The following is a 16,724-nucleotide window of genomic DNA, read 5'->3' as shown; positions in this document are numbered from 1 at the left end:
GAAGCGCGTGTCGGCCCCACGTATCAGCGGACCGGGCCCCGTGCGGAGCCCGGTCCGTGCTATCCGAATGCAGGTTCAGCCGACGAGGTCGACCACCTCGGTCTCACCATCCGCGTCGGTCACCTCGACCTGCGTCGCGGTGTCGGGTAGTAGCGCCGCGCCCGACCGGCCCGTGCTGACCCAGTCACCATCGTCGCTCTCCCGATACCGCAGCTGGGTCTCGTGATCGAACACCGCCCAACCCTGTTCGGCGGGCAGCCTAATGGCGATCGGCAGCGTTGAATCGAGGTCGACTGGGCCGCCGTAGACGACCTCTTCGAAGTCGCCGTCGGCGAAGATCACTGCATACTGGTGTGGCGCGGGGGGACCGTGGTTGGCATCGATGACCAGCGCTGTCCGTCCGTCTGGCAGGGCGAATGCCGCCAACGGATCATTGAACGTAGTGGAATCGCCGAACACCTCCGTGCGGCCGAGCGCGCCGAAAACCTGCATGAAGGCGTCGTCGATCAAAGATCGGTCGTCGACCTCGCCGACCTCGATCACCGGACTCGGCGGATCCTCTTCGTCGGACCAGGTATGGGATAGCAGCGGGCGCCGTACGGGGACGTCATCCCACGATGCGGCTTCCTCCGCCGTCCGGGGGCCTTCCGGGACAGCGTGCTGAACCTGCCGGCCGAGCGGTCCACCGTCGCCGAGATTGCCGTTGGGCAATGGTGACAACGTCAGGAGCTGTGGGTCCGAGGTCGGCTCCAAAGCTGCGATGCCGATCCGATCCTGGAGGGGGATCTCGGCCCACTCTCGGGAGGGTCGGCCGGTGGCAGCGTCCACCTCGACTCGGTCCGACATCGAGACGCGGCCCCACCACGCGGCGTCGACGACCAGCACACCCGGCTCCGACCCCACGACGTATGACAACAGCCGCCCATCATCGTGGGTCGTGCGCAGTACCCGAGTCGTGCCCTGTTCGTCCGGGCCCACGATCCCGCTGATGGCCTCCCTGCGGGTGCCCGCGACAGCCTGGGTGATGATCGCTACCTCGCCCGCCGGTGTCGTGAAGGCGGCATGGACGTTCGGTACGCCGGTCAGGGTTTGTTGCGGGTGATGGGTGGTGGTCCAGCTCAGTGCGTCCGCCGCCTGCTCCCGCCACAGCGACTCGGCCTCGGCGATGAAGGCGGTGTCCTCGGCGAGATCGCCGCGAACCTCGCCGGTCAGTCGTTCGACGAGTTCCGGCGAGGGGTCGCGGGGCGGTTCGTAGGCGGGCGATTCCTGGGCAGGCACTATGGCCTCGTCGTTGGCCCGGACCCAGGCCGTCAACGCGGTTCCCGCCGTCAGCACCACGGCGAGCGCCAGCACCGCTCCGAAGACGGTCCGGCGGGTCTGCCTGAGCTGCCTGCCTCGCGTAAGCGCCCGGTCCGCGAGGCGCGGATCCGCCTCCACCGTCGAGACGATCTCGTCGAGCTGTTCGCTGATCGCATGCCGCTCGGTCATGGGTATGCCTCCCGTAACGGTGCCGTCGCCGCTACCTGCTCGTCGTTCTCGGCGTAGATCTGCCGTAGCCGCGCCAGCCCCCGCGAGGTCTGGCTCTTCACGGTCCCGACGGAGCAGCCCAACGCGCTGGCGGTCTCGGCGTCGGTGAGATCCTCGAAGTACCGCAGGACGATCACCGCGCGCATTCGCGGCGGCAGGTCCCGCAGGGCCCGCAGCATCGCGTCGCGGTCGGACACCACCTGCTCGGCACCGGCGAGCGCGTCCTCATCGGTGCGTTCCGACAGCGGGACCTCGGACACTCGCCGGGAGAGCCGCCGCCAACGGTTGGCCGCCGTGTTCGCCAGGGCCGCCCTGGCGTAGGCATCGGCCGAGATCGTGATCCGCGGCCAGCGCACGAACATGCGTGCCAGCACCTCTTGGAGCAGGTCCTCGGCGATGCCGCGATCGCCTCCGCACAGCAGATACGCGGTGCGTAACAGGGCGGTCGATCTGTTCCGGACGAAGTCCTCGAACTCCGCCTCCGTTCGTCTCACCCGCTACTCCCTCTTTCGTTCAATGAACGTCACAGGTAGAGACACCGGGAGGGGGGCGAAGGTTGAGAGACCGTTGTCTAGACTGCGGTGAGGCAGCCGACGAAGGAGATGCGTGTGGCAGACATGTCCGTCCAGCTTGTCGCGGTAGAGCGTCGTCTCTGGTCGGGTACGGCGAGCTTCGTCGTGGCCCAGACCATCGAGGGCGAGATCGGCATCCTGCCGAATCACGAGCCGCTGCTTGCCCAGCTCACCGAGGGTGGACTGGTACGTATCACCACCAGCGACGGAGACACGTTCGCTGCTGCGGTTCACGGTGGGTTCCTCTCGGTCACCGGCGACGGCGTGAGCATTCTCGCCGAGGACGCCGACCTGGCCGCCGAGGTGAACGTGGAGCAGGCGCGCGCCGACGCGCAGAGCGAGGACGCCGAGATTCGAGGGCGTGCACGGGCCCGGCTCCGGGCAGCCGGACAGGCGGCCTGAGCCGAGCGCGACGGACGGGGCCGAGCCGTGTGGGTCGTAGAGACCGTCGGAGTGGGCCTGTTCGCTGCCGCGCTGGTGCTCGGCCTACTGGTTCTGCGCAGGATCAGGTTGCTGCGCAGGGCCGGTGGCATCGAGGTGGCGCTACGAGCGAAGCTCGGCGACAGCCCACGTGGATGGCACCTGGGGGTCGGGCACTATCGGGGCGACGACTTCCTCTGGTTCCGGGTACTGAGCCTGCGCTCCGGCCCGGATCAAGTGGTGCAACGCACCGGACTGGAGATCGCCAGTAGGCGGGCACCCAGCGCCCCGGAGGCGTATGCGATGCCGGTCGGGTCGACGGTGCTCCGTTGCGAGGGCAACGATCGGGTCATCGAACTGGCGATGACTCAGGACGCGCTGACCGGATTCCTCTCCTGGCTGGAGTCGGCACCGCCCGGCCGTAGTGTTCCGTGGGCGTCCTGACGGGCGCTTCGCAGCACCGAACGGATCGAGCGTTCGCCGATCACCTCGATCGGCTGTGGTGGTAGTCCGAAACGGCGGCGTACTCGGCGATCCGGCCGCACGGTCGGTGCCGGACCGCCTCAGGCGATGACGGTTCGGACGGTCACTTCTCGCCGCCGGGCTTCCAGAGCACGTCCCCATCGGGATTGGCCACCCGGCCGAGGATGAACAGCAGGTCCGAGAGCCGATTGAGGTACTTGGCCGTCAGGACGTTGGCCGTGCCGTTGTCCCCATCCTGCGCGAGCAACGCCCATGCCGAGCGTTCCGCACGTCGGGTGACCGTGCGCGCGACGTGCAGCAGCGCCGCAGCAGGCGTGCCGCCGGGCAGGATGAACGAGTCGAGCTTGCCGAGTGACTCGTTGAACTCGTCGCACCATCCCTCCAACCGGTCGATGTAGGGCTGGTCGATGCGCAGCGGCGGGTACTTCGGGTCCGGCACGATCGGCGTGCTCAGGTCGGCACCGACGTCGAACAGATCGTTCTGCACTCGGCGGAGCACCCCGACGATCGACTCCGAGGGGCTGCCCAACGCCAAGACGACGCCGATGGCCGAGTTCGCCTCGTCGACGTCGGCGTAGGCGGCCAACCGCAGGTCTGTCTTGTGCACCTGCGAGGCGTCACCCAGCCGAGTCATGCCGGCGTCGCCCGTTCGCGTGTAGATCTTCGTCAGATGCACGGACATGCAGGCACCCTATCGAACCCGTGGCGCGGCGGGTAGAAGTCGACCTCTACCCTGGCTGCCTGTGAGCGAGCACTTCCAGGTCCGGGGCGGTGCCCGGCTAGTCGGCAGGGTCGACGTCGTCGGCGCCAAGAACAGCGTGTTGAAGCTGATGGCGGCCGCGCTGTTGGCCGAGGGCACCACGACCATCACCAACTGTCCCGAGATTCTGGACGTCCCGCTGATGGCGGACGTGCTCCGGGGTCTCGGATGCGAGGTGACCATCACCGGGGACACGGTGTCCATCACCACCCCCGCGCAGCCGAGCCATCGCGCCGACTTCGCGTCGATGAGTCGACTGCGTGCCTCGGTGTGTGTCCTCGGTCCGCTGGTCGGCCGATGCAGGCGGGCGGTCGTCGCGTTGCCGGGCGGCGATGCGATCGGTTCGCGACCGCTGGACATGCACCAGAACGGCCTGCGCCAACTCGGCGCCACCAGCGAGATCGAGCACGGTTGCGTGGTCGCCGAGGCCGAGGGCCTGCACGGCGCGCAGATCTGGCTCGACTTCCCCAGCGTGGGCGCGACCGAGAACATCCTGATGGCGGCCGTGCTCGCCGATGGCACCACAGTGATCGACAACGCCGCCAGGGAGCCGGAGATCGTCGATCTCTGCCTGATGCTCCAGCAGATGGGCGCGAAGGTCGAGGGCGCGGGCACCTCCACGTTGACGGTGCACGGCGTGACCTCCCTGCAGCCCACCGAGCACCGGGTCATCGGCGACCGCATCGTCGGTGCGACCTGGGCGATCGCCGCCGCCGCCACCTCCGGCGATGTCGACGTGCACGGGGTGAACCCACAGCACCTCGAACTGGTCCTGGACAAGCTGCGGACCGCGGGTGCCGAGGTCACGGCAAGGACCGACGGCTTCCGTGTCGTGATGGACGGTCGTCCGGAGTCGGTGGACTTCGTCACGCTGCCGTTCCCCGGCTTCCCCACCGACCTGCAGCCGATGGCCATCGTGCTCTCGGCTGTCTCGCGCGGCACGTCGATGATCACCGAGAACATCTTCGAGGCCCGATTCCGGTTCGTCGAGGAGATGATCCGGTTGGGCGCGGACGCGCGGACCGATGGCCACCACGCCGTGGTGCGTGGCGTCGAGCGCCTGTCGAGCGCCCCGGTGTGGGCCTCGGACATCCGCGCAGGCGCGGGTCTGGTGCTGGCGGGTCTGTGCGCGGACGGCATCACCGAGGTGTGGGACGTCTTCCACATCGACCGCGGTTACCCGAGGTTCGTCGAGAACCTGGTGGGCCTGGGCGCCTCGGTGGAGCGGGTCTCCGCACCGCCCGAGCGCTGATTGGCTGCGCTCGAAGAAGATCGCACCACCGCTCCAATCCGTTGTGCGGCTCCAGACGCCGGGGTCACGACCACCTGGCGTCTGGGGCGTCGCCGGTCCGTCAGCGTGCCGCTGAGCGCGAACACCACCCGCCGCTGCGACCGCATCGCTCGCCCACGCGGGTTCGGCCTGCCCCCGGCCGTCCGGCCCGTGCCGCGATCGCCGATCGGAAGTCGCGCGCTGGGGAATTCATCGGCAACGGCCGAACCCGGTCAGCTTTATCGTTGTCTGCTTGCGACGACCGGCATTCGACGGTCGAACGGCCGTTCGCGAAACGAGTTCGGAATCGCCCCCGAAACGCACTCGCAGTAGTTGAATAATCACCCGATGCGGTGGTGAAACGGGTATTCCGGCGACCGGCTCCGCGTTGTGTTAATAGTGCTTTACGGCTGGTGAACCGGATTCCATGCACACTGTCCGGTGGGTTCGCAAGTTCCTCTGATCAGGCCGCATCGGCCCTCCGGGCCGTCGATCGTAACCTAATAGTGACCCATATAGCACATCTGCTACTCGAAGGTAAGCCAAACGGGTGAAATCGCTGGTTACCCATAGTTTCGCGGCTGATCGAACGCGCGAATCACGGCCTTCTTCTCCTATCTCGTTCGCATAACGCCCGGCGTTACGATCGCGTCGAACTTTGACGCTCGCAGAGGCTCCGCCTACGTTCGACACGCCGAGTCGCCGCAGCGTGACGGCTGGGCATCGTCCTGTCACCGAGTGGGGGAGCGGCCTTCCGTGCTTGCTGGAAACGTCACCCGACGGAACTTCCTACGAGGTGCCACCGGCGGTCTTGTGGCGGTCGGCCTGGGTGCCGGTCTCGCCGGATGCAGCTCGATCGACCTCTCGACGGCGGGAGGCGGCGGCGATCTTCTCGATCAGTTGCGCGAGCGAGGCAACGTTCGGATGGGGTTCGCCAACGAGACCCCGTTCGCGTTCATCAACTCGGAAGGCGACCTGACCGGTCAGGCCGCCGAGGTCGGCAAAGAGATCTTCAGCAGGCTGGGCGTGGACGAGTTCGTCCCCAAGCTCGCAGACTTCAGTTCCTTGATTCCGGGGCTGAACGCCGGACTCTTCGATGTGATCGCGGCCGGGATGTACATCACTCCCGCGCGATGCGAACAGATCCTGTTCACCAACCCCGACTACAACGCGCCCTATGCGTTCCTGGTCCCCGAGGGAAATCCGCTGGGCTTGACGACGTTGGACGACGTCGTCGCCAATCCCGAGGTGGTCCTCGGCGTGATCGTGGGCGGTGTCGAGGAGTCCGTGGCCACCGGAGTGGGTGTGCCGCAGGACCAGATCGTGGTCTTCCCCGACCAGGTCTCTGGGATCGACGGCGTGACGGCGGGCCGGGCCGATGCCTTCCTGCTCTCCACCCTGTCGCTGCGTTCCGCACTCGCCAGCCGTGAGGACTCCGGTCTGCAGCTCTCCGAGCCGCCGTTCATCCCCGAGGTCGACGGGGTCCCGCAGAACGGCGCGGGCGGCTTCGGCTTCCGACTCGGCGAGCGCAACATCGTCGAGGCGTTCAACAACGAGCTCGTGACTCTCAAGAGCGAGGGCCTGCTGCTCCCGATCGTGGAGCCCTTCGGCTTCACCGAGGACGAGATGACGGATCTGACCGCCGCCGAACTGTGCCAGGCACCGACGGCCTGACCGGAAGGAGTTGACCCGTTGTCTCCGGGACTCTGGCAATACATGATCGAAGGGCTGGTGGTCACCCTCCAGCTCACGATCTTCGGTGCCCTGCTCGGACTGGTCTTCGCATTCGCCGCAGGCTTGGCGCGGCTGTCGAAGCACAAGATCCTCCGTGCGATGGGTTTCCTCTACACCGAGATCTTCCGAGGGATGTCCGCGCTGATCGTGCTGTTCTGGCTGATCTTCGTCATCCCCCGCTTCGGCTACCAGCTCGCCCCGCTGTTCGCCGGGGTGCTCGCGCTCGCCTTGAACATCGGGGCCTATGGTGCCGAGGTGGTCCGGGGTGCGGTCCGCGCCATCCCGCAGAGCCAGCTCGAGGCCGCGACCGCGTTGAACTTCACCCCATGGCAGCGGACGCGCAAGGTGGTGCTGCCGCAGGCGATCGTCGCGATGATCCCCGCCTTCAGCAACAACCTGATCGAACTGCTCAAAGCCAGCGCGCTGGTCTCGATCGTGTACCTGTCCGATCTGACCTTCGGTGCGCAGCTGGTCCGCGCCTCGACGCAGAACACCGCAGGGGTGTTCGGCGGCCTGTTGGTCGCCTACGGGGTGATCGCGTTGATATTCACGGTGCTCATGCGCTTCCTTGAGCGGCGAGCTGCGGCCTCGCTCGGTCGAACGGTGCCGCCGGGCATGATCGCCCGCATCTTCCGCAAGGAGGCCTCGGCATGAGTACCTGGGACTGGGATGTCTTCTGGGGTTCGATTCCGGACCTGCTGGCCGGTCTGGTGGTGGCCCTGCAGGCCACCGTGCTCGGATATCTGATCGCGTTGGTGCTCGGTCTGGTGTTCGCCCTGTTGCGGCGCAGTAAGAGCCTGTGGATCAGTGTGCCCGCCGCAGTGGTGATCGAGTTCATCCGCTCCACGCCGCTGCTGGTACAGCTGTTCTTCCTGTTCTACGTGTTGCCGACGGTGGGAATCAGCTTCTCCACGCTGTTCACTGCGGCGATCGGCCTCGGCGTGCACTACGCCACCTACGTCTCCGAGGTCTACCGCTCCGGCATCGACGGGGTGCCCGCAGGCCAGTGGGAGGCGGCGCGCGCGTTGAACCTGCCCGCTCGCCGCACCTGGACCAGCGTGATCCTCCCGCAGGCGCTGCCCAGGGCGATGCCCGCGCTGGCCAACTATGTGATCGCGATGTTCAAGGACACGCCGGTGCTGGTGGCCATCACCGTCGTGGAGATGTTGACGGTCGCCCTCTCGATCGGCTCCGAGACGTTCCTCTACGCAGAGCCGATCACCATGGCCGGAATCCTCTACTTGGTGACCGCGCTGGTGATGTCCTGGTTCGCCAGGATCTTCGAGCGCCGCTTCGGTCAGGTCCGGGCCGCGTGACCGACGGGATGAATGAGAAGGGGAGCAAACCGATGACCGAAGCGAGCAGCGCCGTGCCCGAGAAGAGCCAGGGACAGGCCGACTTCATCCGGTTCGACGACATCAGCAAGCGCTTCGGCAAGAACGTCGTGCTCGACGATCTGTCGTTCTCGGTGGGAGCAGGCGAGCGCGTCACGCTGATCGGGCCGAGTGGATCGGGTAAGACCACGATCCTGCGAATGCTGATGACGCTGCTCAAGCCGGACAGCGGCACCATCAAGGTCGGCGACGACTACCTCTACCACGAGGAGCGCAACGGCAAGCTCGCCGCGGCGAGCGAGGCACACATCCGCAAGGTTCGCGGCCGGATCACCATGGTGTTCCAGCAGTACAACCTCTTCCCCAACATGCGGGTGCTGCGCAACGTCACCGAGGCGCCGGTGCACGTCCTGGGCAAGTCCAAGGACGAGGCGGAGGAACGGGCCAAGGAACTGCTGGAGATGGTCGGCCTCAGCGACAAGGTCTCCTCCTACCCGTCGCAGCTCTCCGGTGGTCAGCAGCAGCGGGTGGCCATCGCCCGTGCGCTGGCGATGGAACCGGACATCCTGCTGCTCGACGAGGTCACCTCCGCACTCGACCCGGAGTTGGCGGCGGAGGTGCTCGACGTGCTGCGGGACGTCGCCAAGTCCAGTGACATCACCATGTTGTGCGTGACCCACGCGATGAAGTTCGCCAGGGACGTCTCCAACCGGGTGATGATGTTCGACGCGGGCCGGATCATCGAGGCCGCGCCGCCCGGCGAGATCTTCGACTCGCCCAAGCAGGAGCGTACGCAGAAGTTCCTGCAGTCGGTTTTGGACGAGAGCTGAGGCTGGCAGGACCTCCCGCGTCCTCAGAGGATCCGAGCCCGGTCCGTCCGGAGATCACTCCGGTCGGACCGGGCTCGAGCGCGTGGTGCGCTCGTGCAACAGCAGCAGTGCATAGGCGGCGATCGACTGGGCGTCGGTGACGGTGCCCTCGGCGATCATCGCCTCGAACTCCGCACGACTGAACCAGCCTGCCCGCATGTCCTGCTCCTCGTGCTCGCGTTCCACCTCGCCCGCCACGAGATCGGTCGCCAGGTACACCCGGCCACGCTGGCTCGACATCCCGGGGGCGACGTCCAACCGGCCGATGTGCACCAGGCTGCCCGCGCGCAGACCCGTCTCCTCCCGTAGTTCTCGTTGGGCCAGCGCGGTACCCGGGAGATCCGCGCGGTCCGGGGCGGTGCCCTGCGGGAACTCCCAGCGACGCAGGCCCAGCGGGTAGCGATACTGCTCGACGAGATGCAGTCGATCGCCGTCCAGCGGGATCACCAGCGCGTAGTCGGGCTTGTCGACGACGCCGTAGATGCCCGCCGTGCCGTCCTGCCGTCGAATCGCGTCCTCGCGGATCGTCATCCACGGGTTGGCGTACACCTCTCGGGAACTCACCGTGTCCATGGCTGCGATCGTGCCGAACTTCGGCAGGATCGCCACTGCCGGGTGGTCACCCCGCGCGATCGAATGATGTCGCTGGTCAGCGAATCCGGTTGCCGGTAACACGAGAAGGCGAGGCGTCAAATCGCTCGGGAGGAGTTCGGCAGATGGGACACGACTACCGGCGGCGATGGTCCGCCCGAATGGGTGCAGTGACCTTCGCACTGTTGATTGGCACGGCTACCACGGGTCTGGCCATGGCGAACGCGACCACGTCGATGGATCCGGCCGAGTCCGGGCTCGAGAAGATCCGAGCCCGGGACAGCACTGCGGCGATTCCGAACAGCTACCTCGTAGTGCTTCCGCAGACGGTGTCCGCTCAACTGGTGCACACCACGGCCGAGGCGATGATCGAGGCGTACGGGGGCACGCTGCGCACGACCTACGACAGCGCCTTGCGCGGATTCTCCGTCGAGATGGACGAGGCGGCTGCCGCGCAGCTGGCCTTGGACCCCGGGGTGTCCTTCGTGGAGCAGAACCAGGAGGTCTCCCTCACCGATCCCACGGCCAACGACACGCAACTCGACGCGACCTGGGGCCTGGATCGCATCGATCAGCGTGAGCTTCCCCTGGACGGCACCTACACCTACGAGACCACGGCCCCGTCTGTCGCCGCCTATGTGATCGACACGGGCATCCAGCCCACCCACCAGGAGTTCGGCGGGCGCGCCACCGCGGCCTTCGACGCGATCGGCGACGGACAGGACGGAGTGGACTGCAACGGCCACGGGACGCATGTGGCGGGCACCATCGGCGGCACCGAGTTCGGCGTCGCCAAGGAGGTCGCCCTGGTGGGAGTCCGCGTGCTCGACTGCGGGGGATCCGGAACCACCGAGGGTGTCGTGGCGGGCATCGACTGGGTCACCGAGAACGCCACCGCACCCGCCGTGGCGAACATGAGCCTCGGTGGCCTCGCCTCCGACGCTCTGGACGCGGCCGTCGTCAACTCCATCGCGAGCGGGATCCCCTACTCGATCGCGGCGGGGAACTCGAACGTCGACGCCTGCACCGTGTCCCCGGCACGGGTCCCCGAGGCTCTGACCGTGGCAGCATCCGACAGCGAGGACATCCGGGCGAGCTTCTCCAACTTCGGTGAGTGCGTCGACGTGTTCGCACCGGGTGTGGGGATCACCTCGGCGTGGATCGGATCCGACACCGCCGTCAACACCATCAGCGGCACCTCGATGGCCGCACCACATGTGGCCGGAGGCGTGGCCCTTTACCTGGAGGTGAATCCGGAGGCCACTCCCGAGGAGATCGACGAGGTACTGGTCGCACACGCGACCCCCGACCTGATCGAGGATCCCGGAGTCGGTACGCCGAATCTCCTGCTCTATGTCGGTCCCTGATCGTTGATCCAAGGCCGGTGTCGCGCGCTGGAGCGGGGCACCGGCCCGCACGCGTCATGGCTTTCTCTACGCTGTGCCGTGTGCGTCTCGTCATCGCTCGTTGTCAGGTCGATTACGTCGGCAGGCTCACCGCTCATCTGCCGATGGCCAACCGGCTGCTGCTGATCAAGGCGGATGGGTCGGTCTCCGTGCATTCCGACGACCGGGCCTATAAACCGCTCAACTGGATGAGTCCGCCGTGCTGGCTCATCGAGGACCCGGACATCTGGACCGTCCAGAACAAGGCGGGCGAACGGGTCGTGATCACCATCGACGAGGTGTTTCACGACAGCAAGCACGAACTCGGGGTGGAGCCCGGCCTGGTCAAGGACGGGGTCGAGGCCCATCTTCAGGAGTTGCTGGCCGAACATGTCAGCACGCTCGGCGACGGGTGGAGCCTGGTGCGGCGGGAGTTCCCGACCGCGATCGGACCGGTCGACCTGATGTGCCGGGATGCCGACGGTGCCTCGGTCGCCGTGGAGATCAAGCGGCGCGGCGAGATCGACGGCGTCGAACAGCTCACCCGATACCTCGAACTGCTCAACCGCGACCCGCTGCTCGCTCCGGTACAGGGGATCTTCGCGGCGCAGCAGATCAGGCCGCAGGCTAGGACACTGGCCGAGGACCGAGGAATCCGTTGTGTGATCCTTGATTACGACGCATTGCGCGGTATCGAACCCGACGAGTTCCGGCTCTTCTGATACCGAACCGACGACGCTGAACCGGGCAATTCCGGTTCAGCACCCTGCGTGTCCCACGGCCGAGCGCCACCCCTCTTTCCGAGTTACTCTTCGGGCATCCCCCGCACGCAACGTCTCGGAAACGTCGATTGATCATTCATCGAGAGGTGGCTTCGGTGACGGTTCTTGCGCAAGAGACGCTGCGCCTAAACGCGGGTCCGATCGACTATGCGCTGATCATCGTCTACTTCGTGCTGGTCTTGTTGATCGGTTATCTTGCGCGCCGTTCGGTGTCCACCAGCCTCGACTTCTTCCTCTCCGGTCGATCGCTTCCCGCGTGGGTGACGGGCCTGGCCTTCATCTCGGCGAATCTCGGCGCGATGGAGATCATCGGAATGGCGGCCAACGGTGCGCAGCACGGCATGCCGACGATGCACTATTACTGGATCGGCGCCATTCCTGCCATGGTGTTCCTCGGTATCGTGATGATGCCCTTCTACTACGGTTCCAAGGTGCGCAGTGTTCCGGAGTACCTGCGTCGACGTTTCGGTAAAGGCGCCCATCTGGTGAATGCCCTGAGTTTCGCCGCCGCGCAGGTATTGATCGCCGGGGTGAACCTCTTCGCGCTCGCCCTGGTGATCAACGTGTTGCTCGGCTGGCCGATCTGGGTGTCGGTGGTGGTCGCCGCCGCGGTGGTGCTGAGCTACACCGTGTTGGGCGGGCTGTCGGCTGCGGTGTACAACGAGGTCCTGCAGTTCTTCGTGATCGTCGCGGCTCTGCTGCCCCTGACCATCGTGGGCCTGCGCAAGGTCGGCGGTTGGGACGGGCTCAAGGAGCGGATCACCGAGCAGGCGGGCGCCCAGCAGCTCTCCGCCTGGCCCGCCACTGAGCTGACCGGTTTCGGCAATGCGTTCCTCAGCGTGCTCGGAACCGTGTTCGGTCTCGGTTTCGTGCTCTCCTTCGGCTATTGGACGACCAACTTCGTCGAGGTGCAACGGGCGATGTCGGCCTCTAGTATGTCGGCGGCTCGGCGAACCCCGTTGATCGGCGCCTATCCGAAGATGCTCATTCCCTTCGTGGTCGTCATCCCCGGCATGATCGCCGGAGTGCTGTCGCCGCAACTCGCCGCTTTCAAAGCGGGGCAGGCGAGCGATCTGGACTATAACGACACCCTGTCGGTGTTGATGCGCGATCTGCTGCCGAACGGCATTCTCGGCGTCGCGGTCACCGGTCTGCTGGCCGCATTCATGGCTGGAATGGCGGCGAACATCAGCGCGTTCAACACGGTCTTCACCTATGACCTCTGGCAGACCTACGTGCGACGCGACCGACCGGATTCCTATTACCTCAAGATCGGCCGTAGGGCGACCGTGGTCGGCACCATCATCGCCATCGGGACCGCATTCATCGCTTCTGGCTACAACAACATCATGGATTACATCCAGCAGCTCTTCTCCTTCTTCAACGCCCCACTCTTCGCCACCTTCATCCTCGCGATGTTCTGGAAGCGGATGACGCCTGCCGCAGGCTGGATCGGCCTCGTCGTCGGCACCCTGACCGCAGTGACCGTCTCGGTGTTGGCCGAGACCGGCGTCTGGAACCTGCCCGGGCAGGGCGCGAGCTTCCTGGGCGCCGGGGCTGCCTTCGTCATCGACATCCTGGTCAGCGTGGTGGTGACGATGGTGACCAAGCCGAAGCCGGAGTCGGAGTTGGGCGGCCTGGTGTGGAGCCTGACGCCCAAGGCGGATCGGACGCACTCGACGACCGGCCGGGACGCGGGCTGGTACCGCTCGCCTGCCCTGCTGGGCAGCGGGGCGCTCGCCCTGGCCGTGGTCCTGAACATCATCTTCGGCTGACGCTCGACGTCGGTCGGACAGGCAGCGATTCGGCACTCTGGAAAGGGACCGGCATGACCGAACAGGACGCCCGCGGGGTGCAGGTCCATCGAGGCGCCGGGCTTTTCGACCTGCGTTGGATCCTTGCGCTGCTGTTCGCCATCTACGGGGCGGTGCTCACCATCATCGGCATCGGATTCACCTCCGAGGCGGACGTGATCAAGGCGGCAGGCATCCAGATCAATCTGTGGGCGGGCCTGGGCATGCTGTTGATGTCTCTGCTGTTCGCCGTCTGGGCGCGGTTGCGTCCGGTCGTGGTGGACCCGAGCGTCATCGAGCACCACGACACCGACAAGCATTGATGTCGACAGTGTGTGAGATGGTGTGATCACAGCGTGATCGTCAATCTCGGATTGGCGGTTGTTCCCTCATCGGTGGGTCGCTGGCGCTACGGTGCTCCCCGTGCATCGTCTGCGACGCCTTCGATTTGCCCTGGTCCCGGCCGTGTTGTTGCTTGCAACGGCGGGATGCGCGGGCAGCACCGACCTTGCGAAGGCCAACTTCGAACGAACGACCGTTGCCGCTGCCGACCGCGAGGTCTCGGAGCAGAGCAGTGAGACGGACGGTTCCGGCGGCAGCAGTGAACCGCAGGAGCAGGACGAGGCACTGACTCGCGACGCCCTGCGCGACGTCAACCCGTGCGCGCTGGTCGACGAGGACCTGTTCGAGGAGATCGCGGGTAGCGCGCCGGACTTCAGCCGGACCGCCTACAGCCGCTGCGGGGTCTACGGCACCGATCCCGACGGCGAGCCGGTCAGCCTCAACTTCACCCTCGGCGACTCGGTGTTCTCCGAGGCGGAACAGGCCAGCGGCGAGGTCGCCGGGCTCAAGACCCATATCCAGTCGGTCGACGGCGACGGCGGTGGAGTCTGCTTCCTCCGGGTGATCACCACCGATCTACCGGACGCGAAGTCGTTCACCGTGCAGATGGACGCGATGGTCGACGACGTCTGCGACACCGGCCGGCAGTTCGCCGAGCACGCGATCGAGTTGTTGCGCTCGGACCCGCCGCTGAACGAGGCGGGCGATCAAGGTCTCGGCGGAGTCGATCCCTGCACCATTCTCGAACCTGAGGAAACCGCGGCCTGGGTCGGCGAGGGCAGCCTGACGGACTCGTACGGCCTGCACGACTGCGCCTGGTCGCTGAGCGGGGTCGAGCTGAGAACGAGCTTCGAGGTGTACTTCGACCCGGCCGATACCGATGGCGCCGAGGAGATCGACCTCGGCGGCATCACCGCATATCGGATTCTCGACGAGAACGTCTTCCCGGAGTGCGAGGTCAGGTGGGTGCACGCCGACTTCGAGGACAGCGGCGACTACGAGGTGGTGACGGTGTCGATGGCCGACATCATGGTGAGCGGCATCGACACCTGTGCCCTGGCCACCGAGGCCGCAGCGGTCGTCAAGGAACGGATCACGGCGTGAGCCGGCCTGGCCTGGCCATCGAGGCTGTCGGTCGCCGCCGACGGTCCTCGAGCCGAGCAGCGTAATCTTCGGCTGATCCGAGGTCGTCATCGGCGGGAGGACTGCGTATGCAACGGAGCGAGATCGATCAGTCTGCCCAGGTCCCCCCGCTGCCGGCGGATGAGGAAGCAGCCAAGGCGGCCACCGAGTCGACTTCCGGGGACGCTTCCGAGCAGCAGGACGAGGCGACCCCCTCCGAGTTCGCCTCGCACGACCCCCGGACCGGAGAACTGGTCGGCAGGCATCCACTCACCACGCCCACCCGACTCGCCGAGGCCCTGGCCGTCTCCCGTCTGGCGGCGACCTGGTGGCAGGAGCTTGGCTTCGCGCAGCGGCGAATCCGGCTGGATCAATGGCGTGTGTCGTTGTTCCGGCAGATCGAGCCGATCGCCGCGTTGATCTGTGCCGAGACGGGCAAACCCCTGGATGACGCCAGGCTGGAACTGCTGATGGTTCTGGAGCATCTGCGCTGGGCGGCGGAACACGCCGAACGAACCCTGCGGCGCAGGCGGGTGGCCACCGGCAGGTTGATGACCAACCACGCCTCGACCGTGGAGTACCAGCCCTACGGGGTCGTCGGAGTGATCGGTTCGGCAGGCGAGCCCGCCTTCGCCCCGATGGGCTCGGTGGTGGGTGCCCTGGCGGCGGGCAATGCCGTGATCCTCAAACCGAGCGAGCTCACGCCGGGCGTCGCGGTCGCCTTGGCGGAGGCGTTCAACGAGGTCGTGCCGGAACACCCGGTGTTCACCGTGGCCACCGGCGACGGCGCTACCGGCGCCGCGCTGTGTTCGGTGGGGGTCGACAAGATCTCCTTCGTCGGCAGCGCCGCTGCCGCCAAACAGGTGCTCGTCGATTGCGCGCAGACCCTGACGCCGGTCGCGGTGGAGTGCGGCGGCAAGGACGTGATGCTCGTCGACTCCGACGCCGATCTCGTCGCCGCCGCCGAATCGGCGGTGTGGGGCGCGATGTCCAACGCCGGACAGAACAGCACCTCGCTGGAACGGGTCTATGTGCTCGACGAGGTCGCCGATCGCTTCGTAGACCTGGTCGAGCAGCGGGCCCGACGACTGCGACCGGGCGGACAGCCCGGTGCGGACTTAGGTCCGGTGCAGTTGCCCAGCCAGGTCGACGTGATCCGAGAACACCTCTCCGATGCGATCGAGCGTGGCGCGCGTTGCCTGGTCGGTGGCCCGGAGTCGCTGCGTCCGCCCTATGTCGAACCGGTGATCCTGCTGGATGTACCCGAGGACGCCGCTGTACTCACCGAGCGGACCGGCGGACCGATCCTGGTGATCAACCGGGTGCCCGATCTGGATGCCGCGGTGCAGGCGGCCAACGCATCGGCCTTCGGGCTCGGCGCCTCGGTGTTCTCCGCGAGCAGGGGAGAGGAGATCGCGGCGAACCTGCGTGCGGGGATGGTCGCGGTCAACAGCGCGGGCACGATCGGAGTGGTTCCCGCGCTGGCACTCGGCGGGACCGGCGGCTCCGGCTACGGTCGGGTGCGCGGCGCTGCGGGACTGCATGAGTTCGCCCAGGCGAAGTCCGTGACCAGGCGGCGCGGCAGGCCATTGATCAACGCCCTGACATTCGGGCGCCGAGCGGGCACCGTTCGCCGGCTGTTGCGGCTGGTCCGGATGCGTTACGGTCGCTGAGTCCGGGCGGGACGAGGGTGCGGTCCACAAGGGTGCTCACCCATTGGCGGTGCTTGCCGGACTGACG

At 66.7% G+C, this 16,724-nt stretch carries 17 protein-coding genes; 13 read left to right on the top strand and 4 right to left on the bottom strand.

From position 1 onward, the window contains the following. Positions 1 to 75: 75 nt before the first annotated feature. Together BKA25_RS19870 and BKA25_RS19865 are read right to left on the bottom strand one after the other, a co-directional pair. Positions 76 to 1,488: a hypothetical protein gene (locus tag BKA25_RS19870; protein WP_069847607.1), complete on the bottom strand. Its 1,413-nt coding sequence runs from the start codon at positions 1,486 to 1,488 to the stop codon at positions 76 to 78. Further along, positions 1,485 to 2,021 carry a SigE family RNA polymerase sigma factor gene (locus BKA25_RS19865; RefSeq protein WP_069847609.1) on the bottom strand — a complete coding sequence of 179 codons (537 nt, stop codon included), beginning with the start codon at positions 2,019 to 2,021 and terminating at the stop codon, positions 1,485 to 1,487. The genes BKA25_RS19870 and BKA25_RS19865 overlap by 4 nt, the downstream gene beginning before the upstream one ends. A 114-nt stretch (positions 2,022 to 2,135) precedes the next feature. Here BKA25_RS19865 and BKA25_RS19860 point away from each other — a divergent pair, with 114 nt between their 5' ends. Both BKA25_RS19860 and BKA25_RS19855 read left to right on the top strand, forming a co-directional pair. Further along, complete coding sequence (locus BKA25_RS19860) at positions 2,136 to 2,501, top strand: F0F1 ATP synthase subunit epsilon (protein ID WP_069853379.1); 366 nt, start codon at positions 2,136 to 2,138, stop codon at positions 2,499 to 2,501. 51 nt (positions 2,502 to 2,552) lie between these two features. Beyond that, on the top strand, positions 2,553 to 2,963 hold the full coding sequence (locus BKA25_RS19855) for a DUF2550 domain-containing protein (RefSeq protein ID WP_069847611.1): 411 nt from the start codon (positions 2,553 to 2,555) through the stop codon (positions 2,961 to 2,963). Positions 2,964 to 3,105: 142 nt separating this feature from the next. Here the strand turns inward: BKA25_RS19855 and BKA25_RS19850 are convergent, their stop codons facing one another. Then, positions 3,106 to 3,684, bottom strand: a complete 579-nt coding sequence (locus BKA25_RS19850; RefSeq protein ID WP_069847613.1) for a cob(I)yrinic acid a,c-diamide adenosyltransferase — start codon at positions 3,682 to 3,684, stop codon at positions 3,106 to 3,108. A 61-nt stretch (positions 3,685 to 3,745) separates the two neighbouring features. On the opposite strand from BKA25_RS19850, the gene murA reads away from it, so the two are divergent. The 5 genes from murA (at position 3,746) to ehuA (ending at position 8,930) form a co-directional block, all read left to right on the top strand. Then, the gene (murA, locus tag BKA25_RS19845; RefSeq protein ID WP_069847615.1) at positions 3,746 to 5,014 is read left to right on the top strand and encodes a UDP-N-acetylglucosamine 1-carboxyvinyltransferase; all 1,269 of its coding nucleotides are present in this window, start codon (positions 3,746 to 3,748) and stop codon (positions 5,012 to 5,014) included. A 774-nt stretch (positions 5,015 to 5,788) separates the two neighbouring features. Then, positions 5,789 to 6,706, top strand: a complete 918-nt coding sequence (ehuB, locus tag BKA25_RS19840) for an ectoine/hydroxyectoine ABC transporter substrate-binding protein EhuB (RefSeq protein WP_069847617.1) — start codon at positions 5,789 to 5,791, stop codon at positions 6,704 to 6,706. Between the two features lie 18 nt (positions 6,707 to 6,724). Continuing rightward, entirely contained in the window at positions 6,725 to 7,420 is a 696-nt protein-coding gene (ehuC, locus tag BKA25_RS19835; RefSeq protein WP_172803745.1) for an ectoine/hydroxyectoine ABC transporter permease subunit EhuC, read from the top strand. Beyond that, complete coding sequence (ehuD, locus tag BKA25_RS19830) at positions 7,417 to 8,082, top strand: ectoine/hydroxyectoine ABC transporter permease subunit EhuD (RefSeq protein WP_069847621.1); 666 nt, start codon at positions 7,417 to 7,419, stop codon at positions 8,080 to 8,082. The genes ehuC and ehuD overlap by 4 nt, the downstream gene beginning before the upstream one ends. 32 nt (positions 8,083 to 8,114) lie before the next feature. Then, entirely contained in the window at positions 8,115 to 8,930 is an 816-nt protein-coding gene (ehuA, locus tag BKA25_RS19825) for an ectoine/hydroxyectoine ABC transporter ATP-binding protein EhuA (RefSeq protein ID WP_069853380.1), read from the top strand. A gap of 54 nt (positions 8,931 to 8,984) precedes the next feature. Here the strand turns inward: ehuA and BKA25_RS19820 are convergent, their stop codons facing one another. Continuing rightward, positions 8,985 to 9,542 carry an NUDIX domain-containing protein gene (locus BKA25_RS19820; RefSeq protein WP_069853381.1) on the bottom strand — a complete coding sequence of 186 codons (558 nt, stop codon included), beginning with the start codon at positions 9,540 to 9,542 and terminating at the stop codon, positions 8,985 to 8,987. Between the two features lie 143 nt (positions 9,543 to 9,685). On the opposite strand from BKA25_RS19820, the gene BKA25_RS19815 reads away from it, so the two are divergent. From BKA25_RS19815 to BKA25_RS19790, 6 genes are all read left to right on the top strand, one after another. Continuing rightward, positions 9,686 to 10,927 (top strand): S8 family peptidase, encoded by a 1,242-nt coding sequence (locus tag BKA25_RS19815; protein ID WP_084642683.1) that lies wholly within the window; start codon positions 9,686 to 9,688, stop codon positions 10,925 to 10,927. A gap of 80 nt (positions 10,928 to 11,007) precedes the next feature. Continuing rightward, positions 11,008 to 11,667, top strand: coding sequence for an endonuclease NucS (nucS, locus tag BKA25_RS19810; protein WP_069847623.1), 660 nt, complete (start codon positions 11,008 to 11,010; stop codon positions 11,665 to 11,667). A 155-nt stretch (positions 11,668 to 11,822) separates the two neighbouring features. Then, the gene (locus BKA25_RS19805) at positions 11,823 to 13,502 is read left to right on the top strand and encodes a sodium:solute symporter family protein (RefSeq protein WP_069853383.1); all 1,680 of its coding nucleotides are present in this window, start codon (positions 11,823 to 11,825) and stop codon (positions 13,500 to 13,502) included. 53 nt (positions 13,503 to 13,555) lie between these two features. Next, positions 13,556 to 13,843 carry a hypothetical protein gene (locus BKA25_RS19800; RefSeq protein ID WP_069847625.1) on the top strand — a complete coding sequence of 96 codons (288 nt, stop codon included), beginning with the start codon at positions 13,556 to 13,558 and terminating at the stop codon, positions 13,841 to 13,843. A gap of 100 nt (positions 13,844 to 13,943) precedes the next feature. Next, on the top strand, positions 13,944 to 14,966 hold the full coding sequence (locus tag BKA25_RS19795; protein WP_157420988.1) for a hypothetical protein: 1,023 nt from the start codon (positions 13,944 to 13,946) through the stop codon (positions 14,964 to 14,966). Between the two features lie 107 nt (positions 14,967 to 15,073). Next, positions 15,074 to 16,657, top strand: a complete 1,584-nt coding sequence (locus tag BKA25_RS19790; protein WP_084642685.1) for an aldehyde dehydrogenase family protein — start codon at positions 15,074 to 15,076, stop codon at positions 16,655 to 16,657. The last annotated feature ends 67 nt before the right edge of the window (positions 16,658 to 16,724 follow it).

The organism is Actinoalloteichus hymeniacidonis, assembly GCF_014203365.1.
In the GTDB taxonomy this organism is placed as follows: Bacteria; Actinomycetota; Actinomycetes; order Mycobacteriales; family Pseudonocardiaceae; genus Actinoalloteichus_A; species Actinoalloteichus_A hymeniacidonis.
This window is presented reverse-complemented; position numbering and strand designations above follow the sequence as displayed.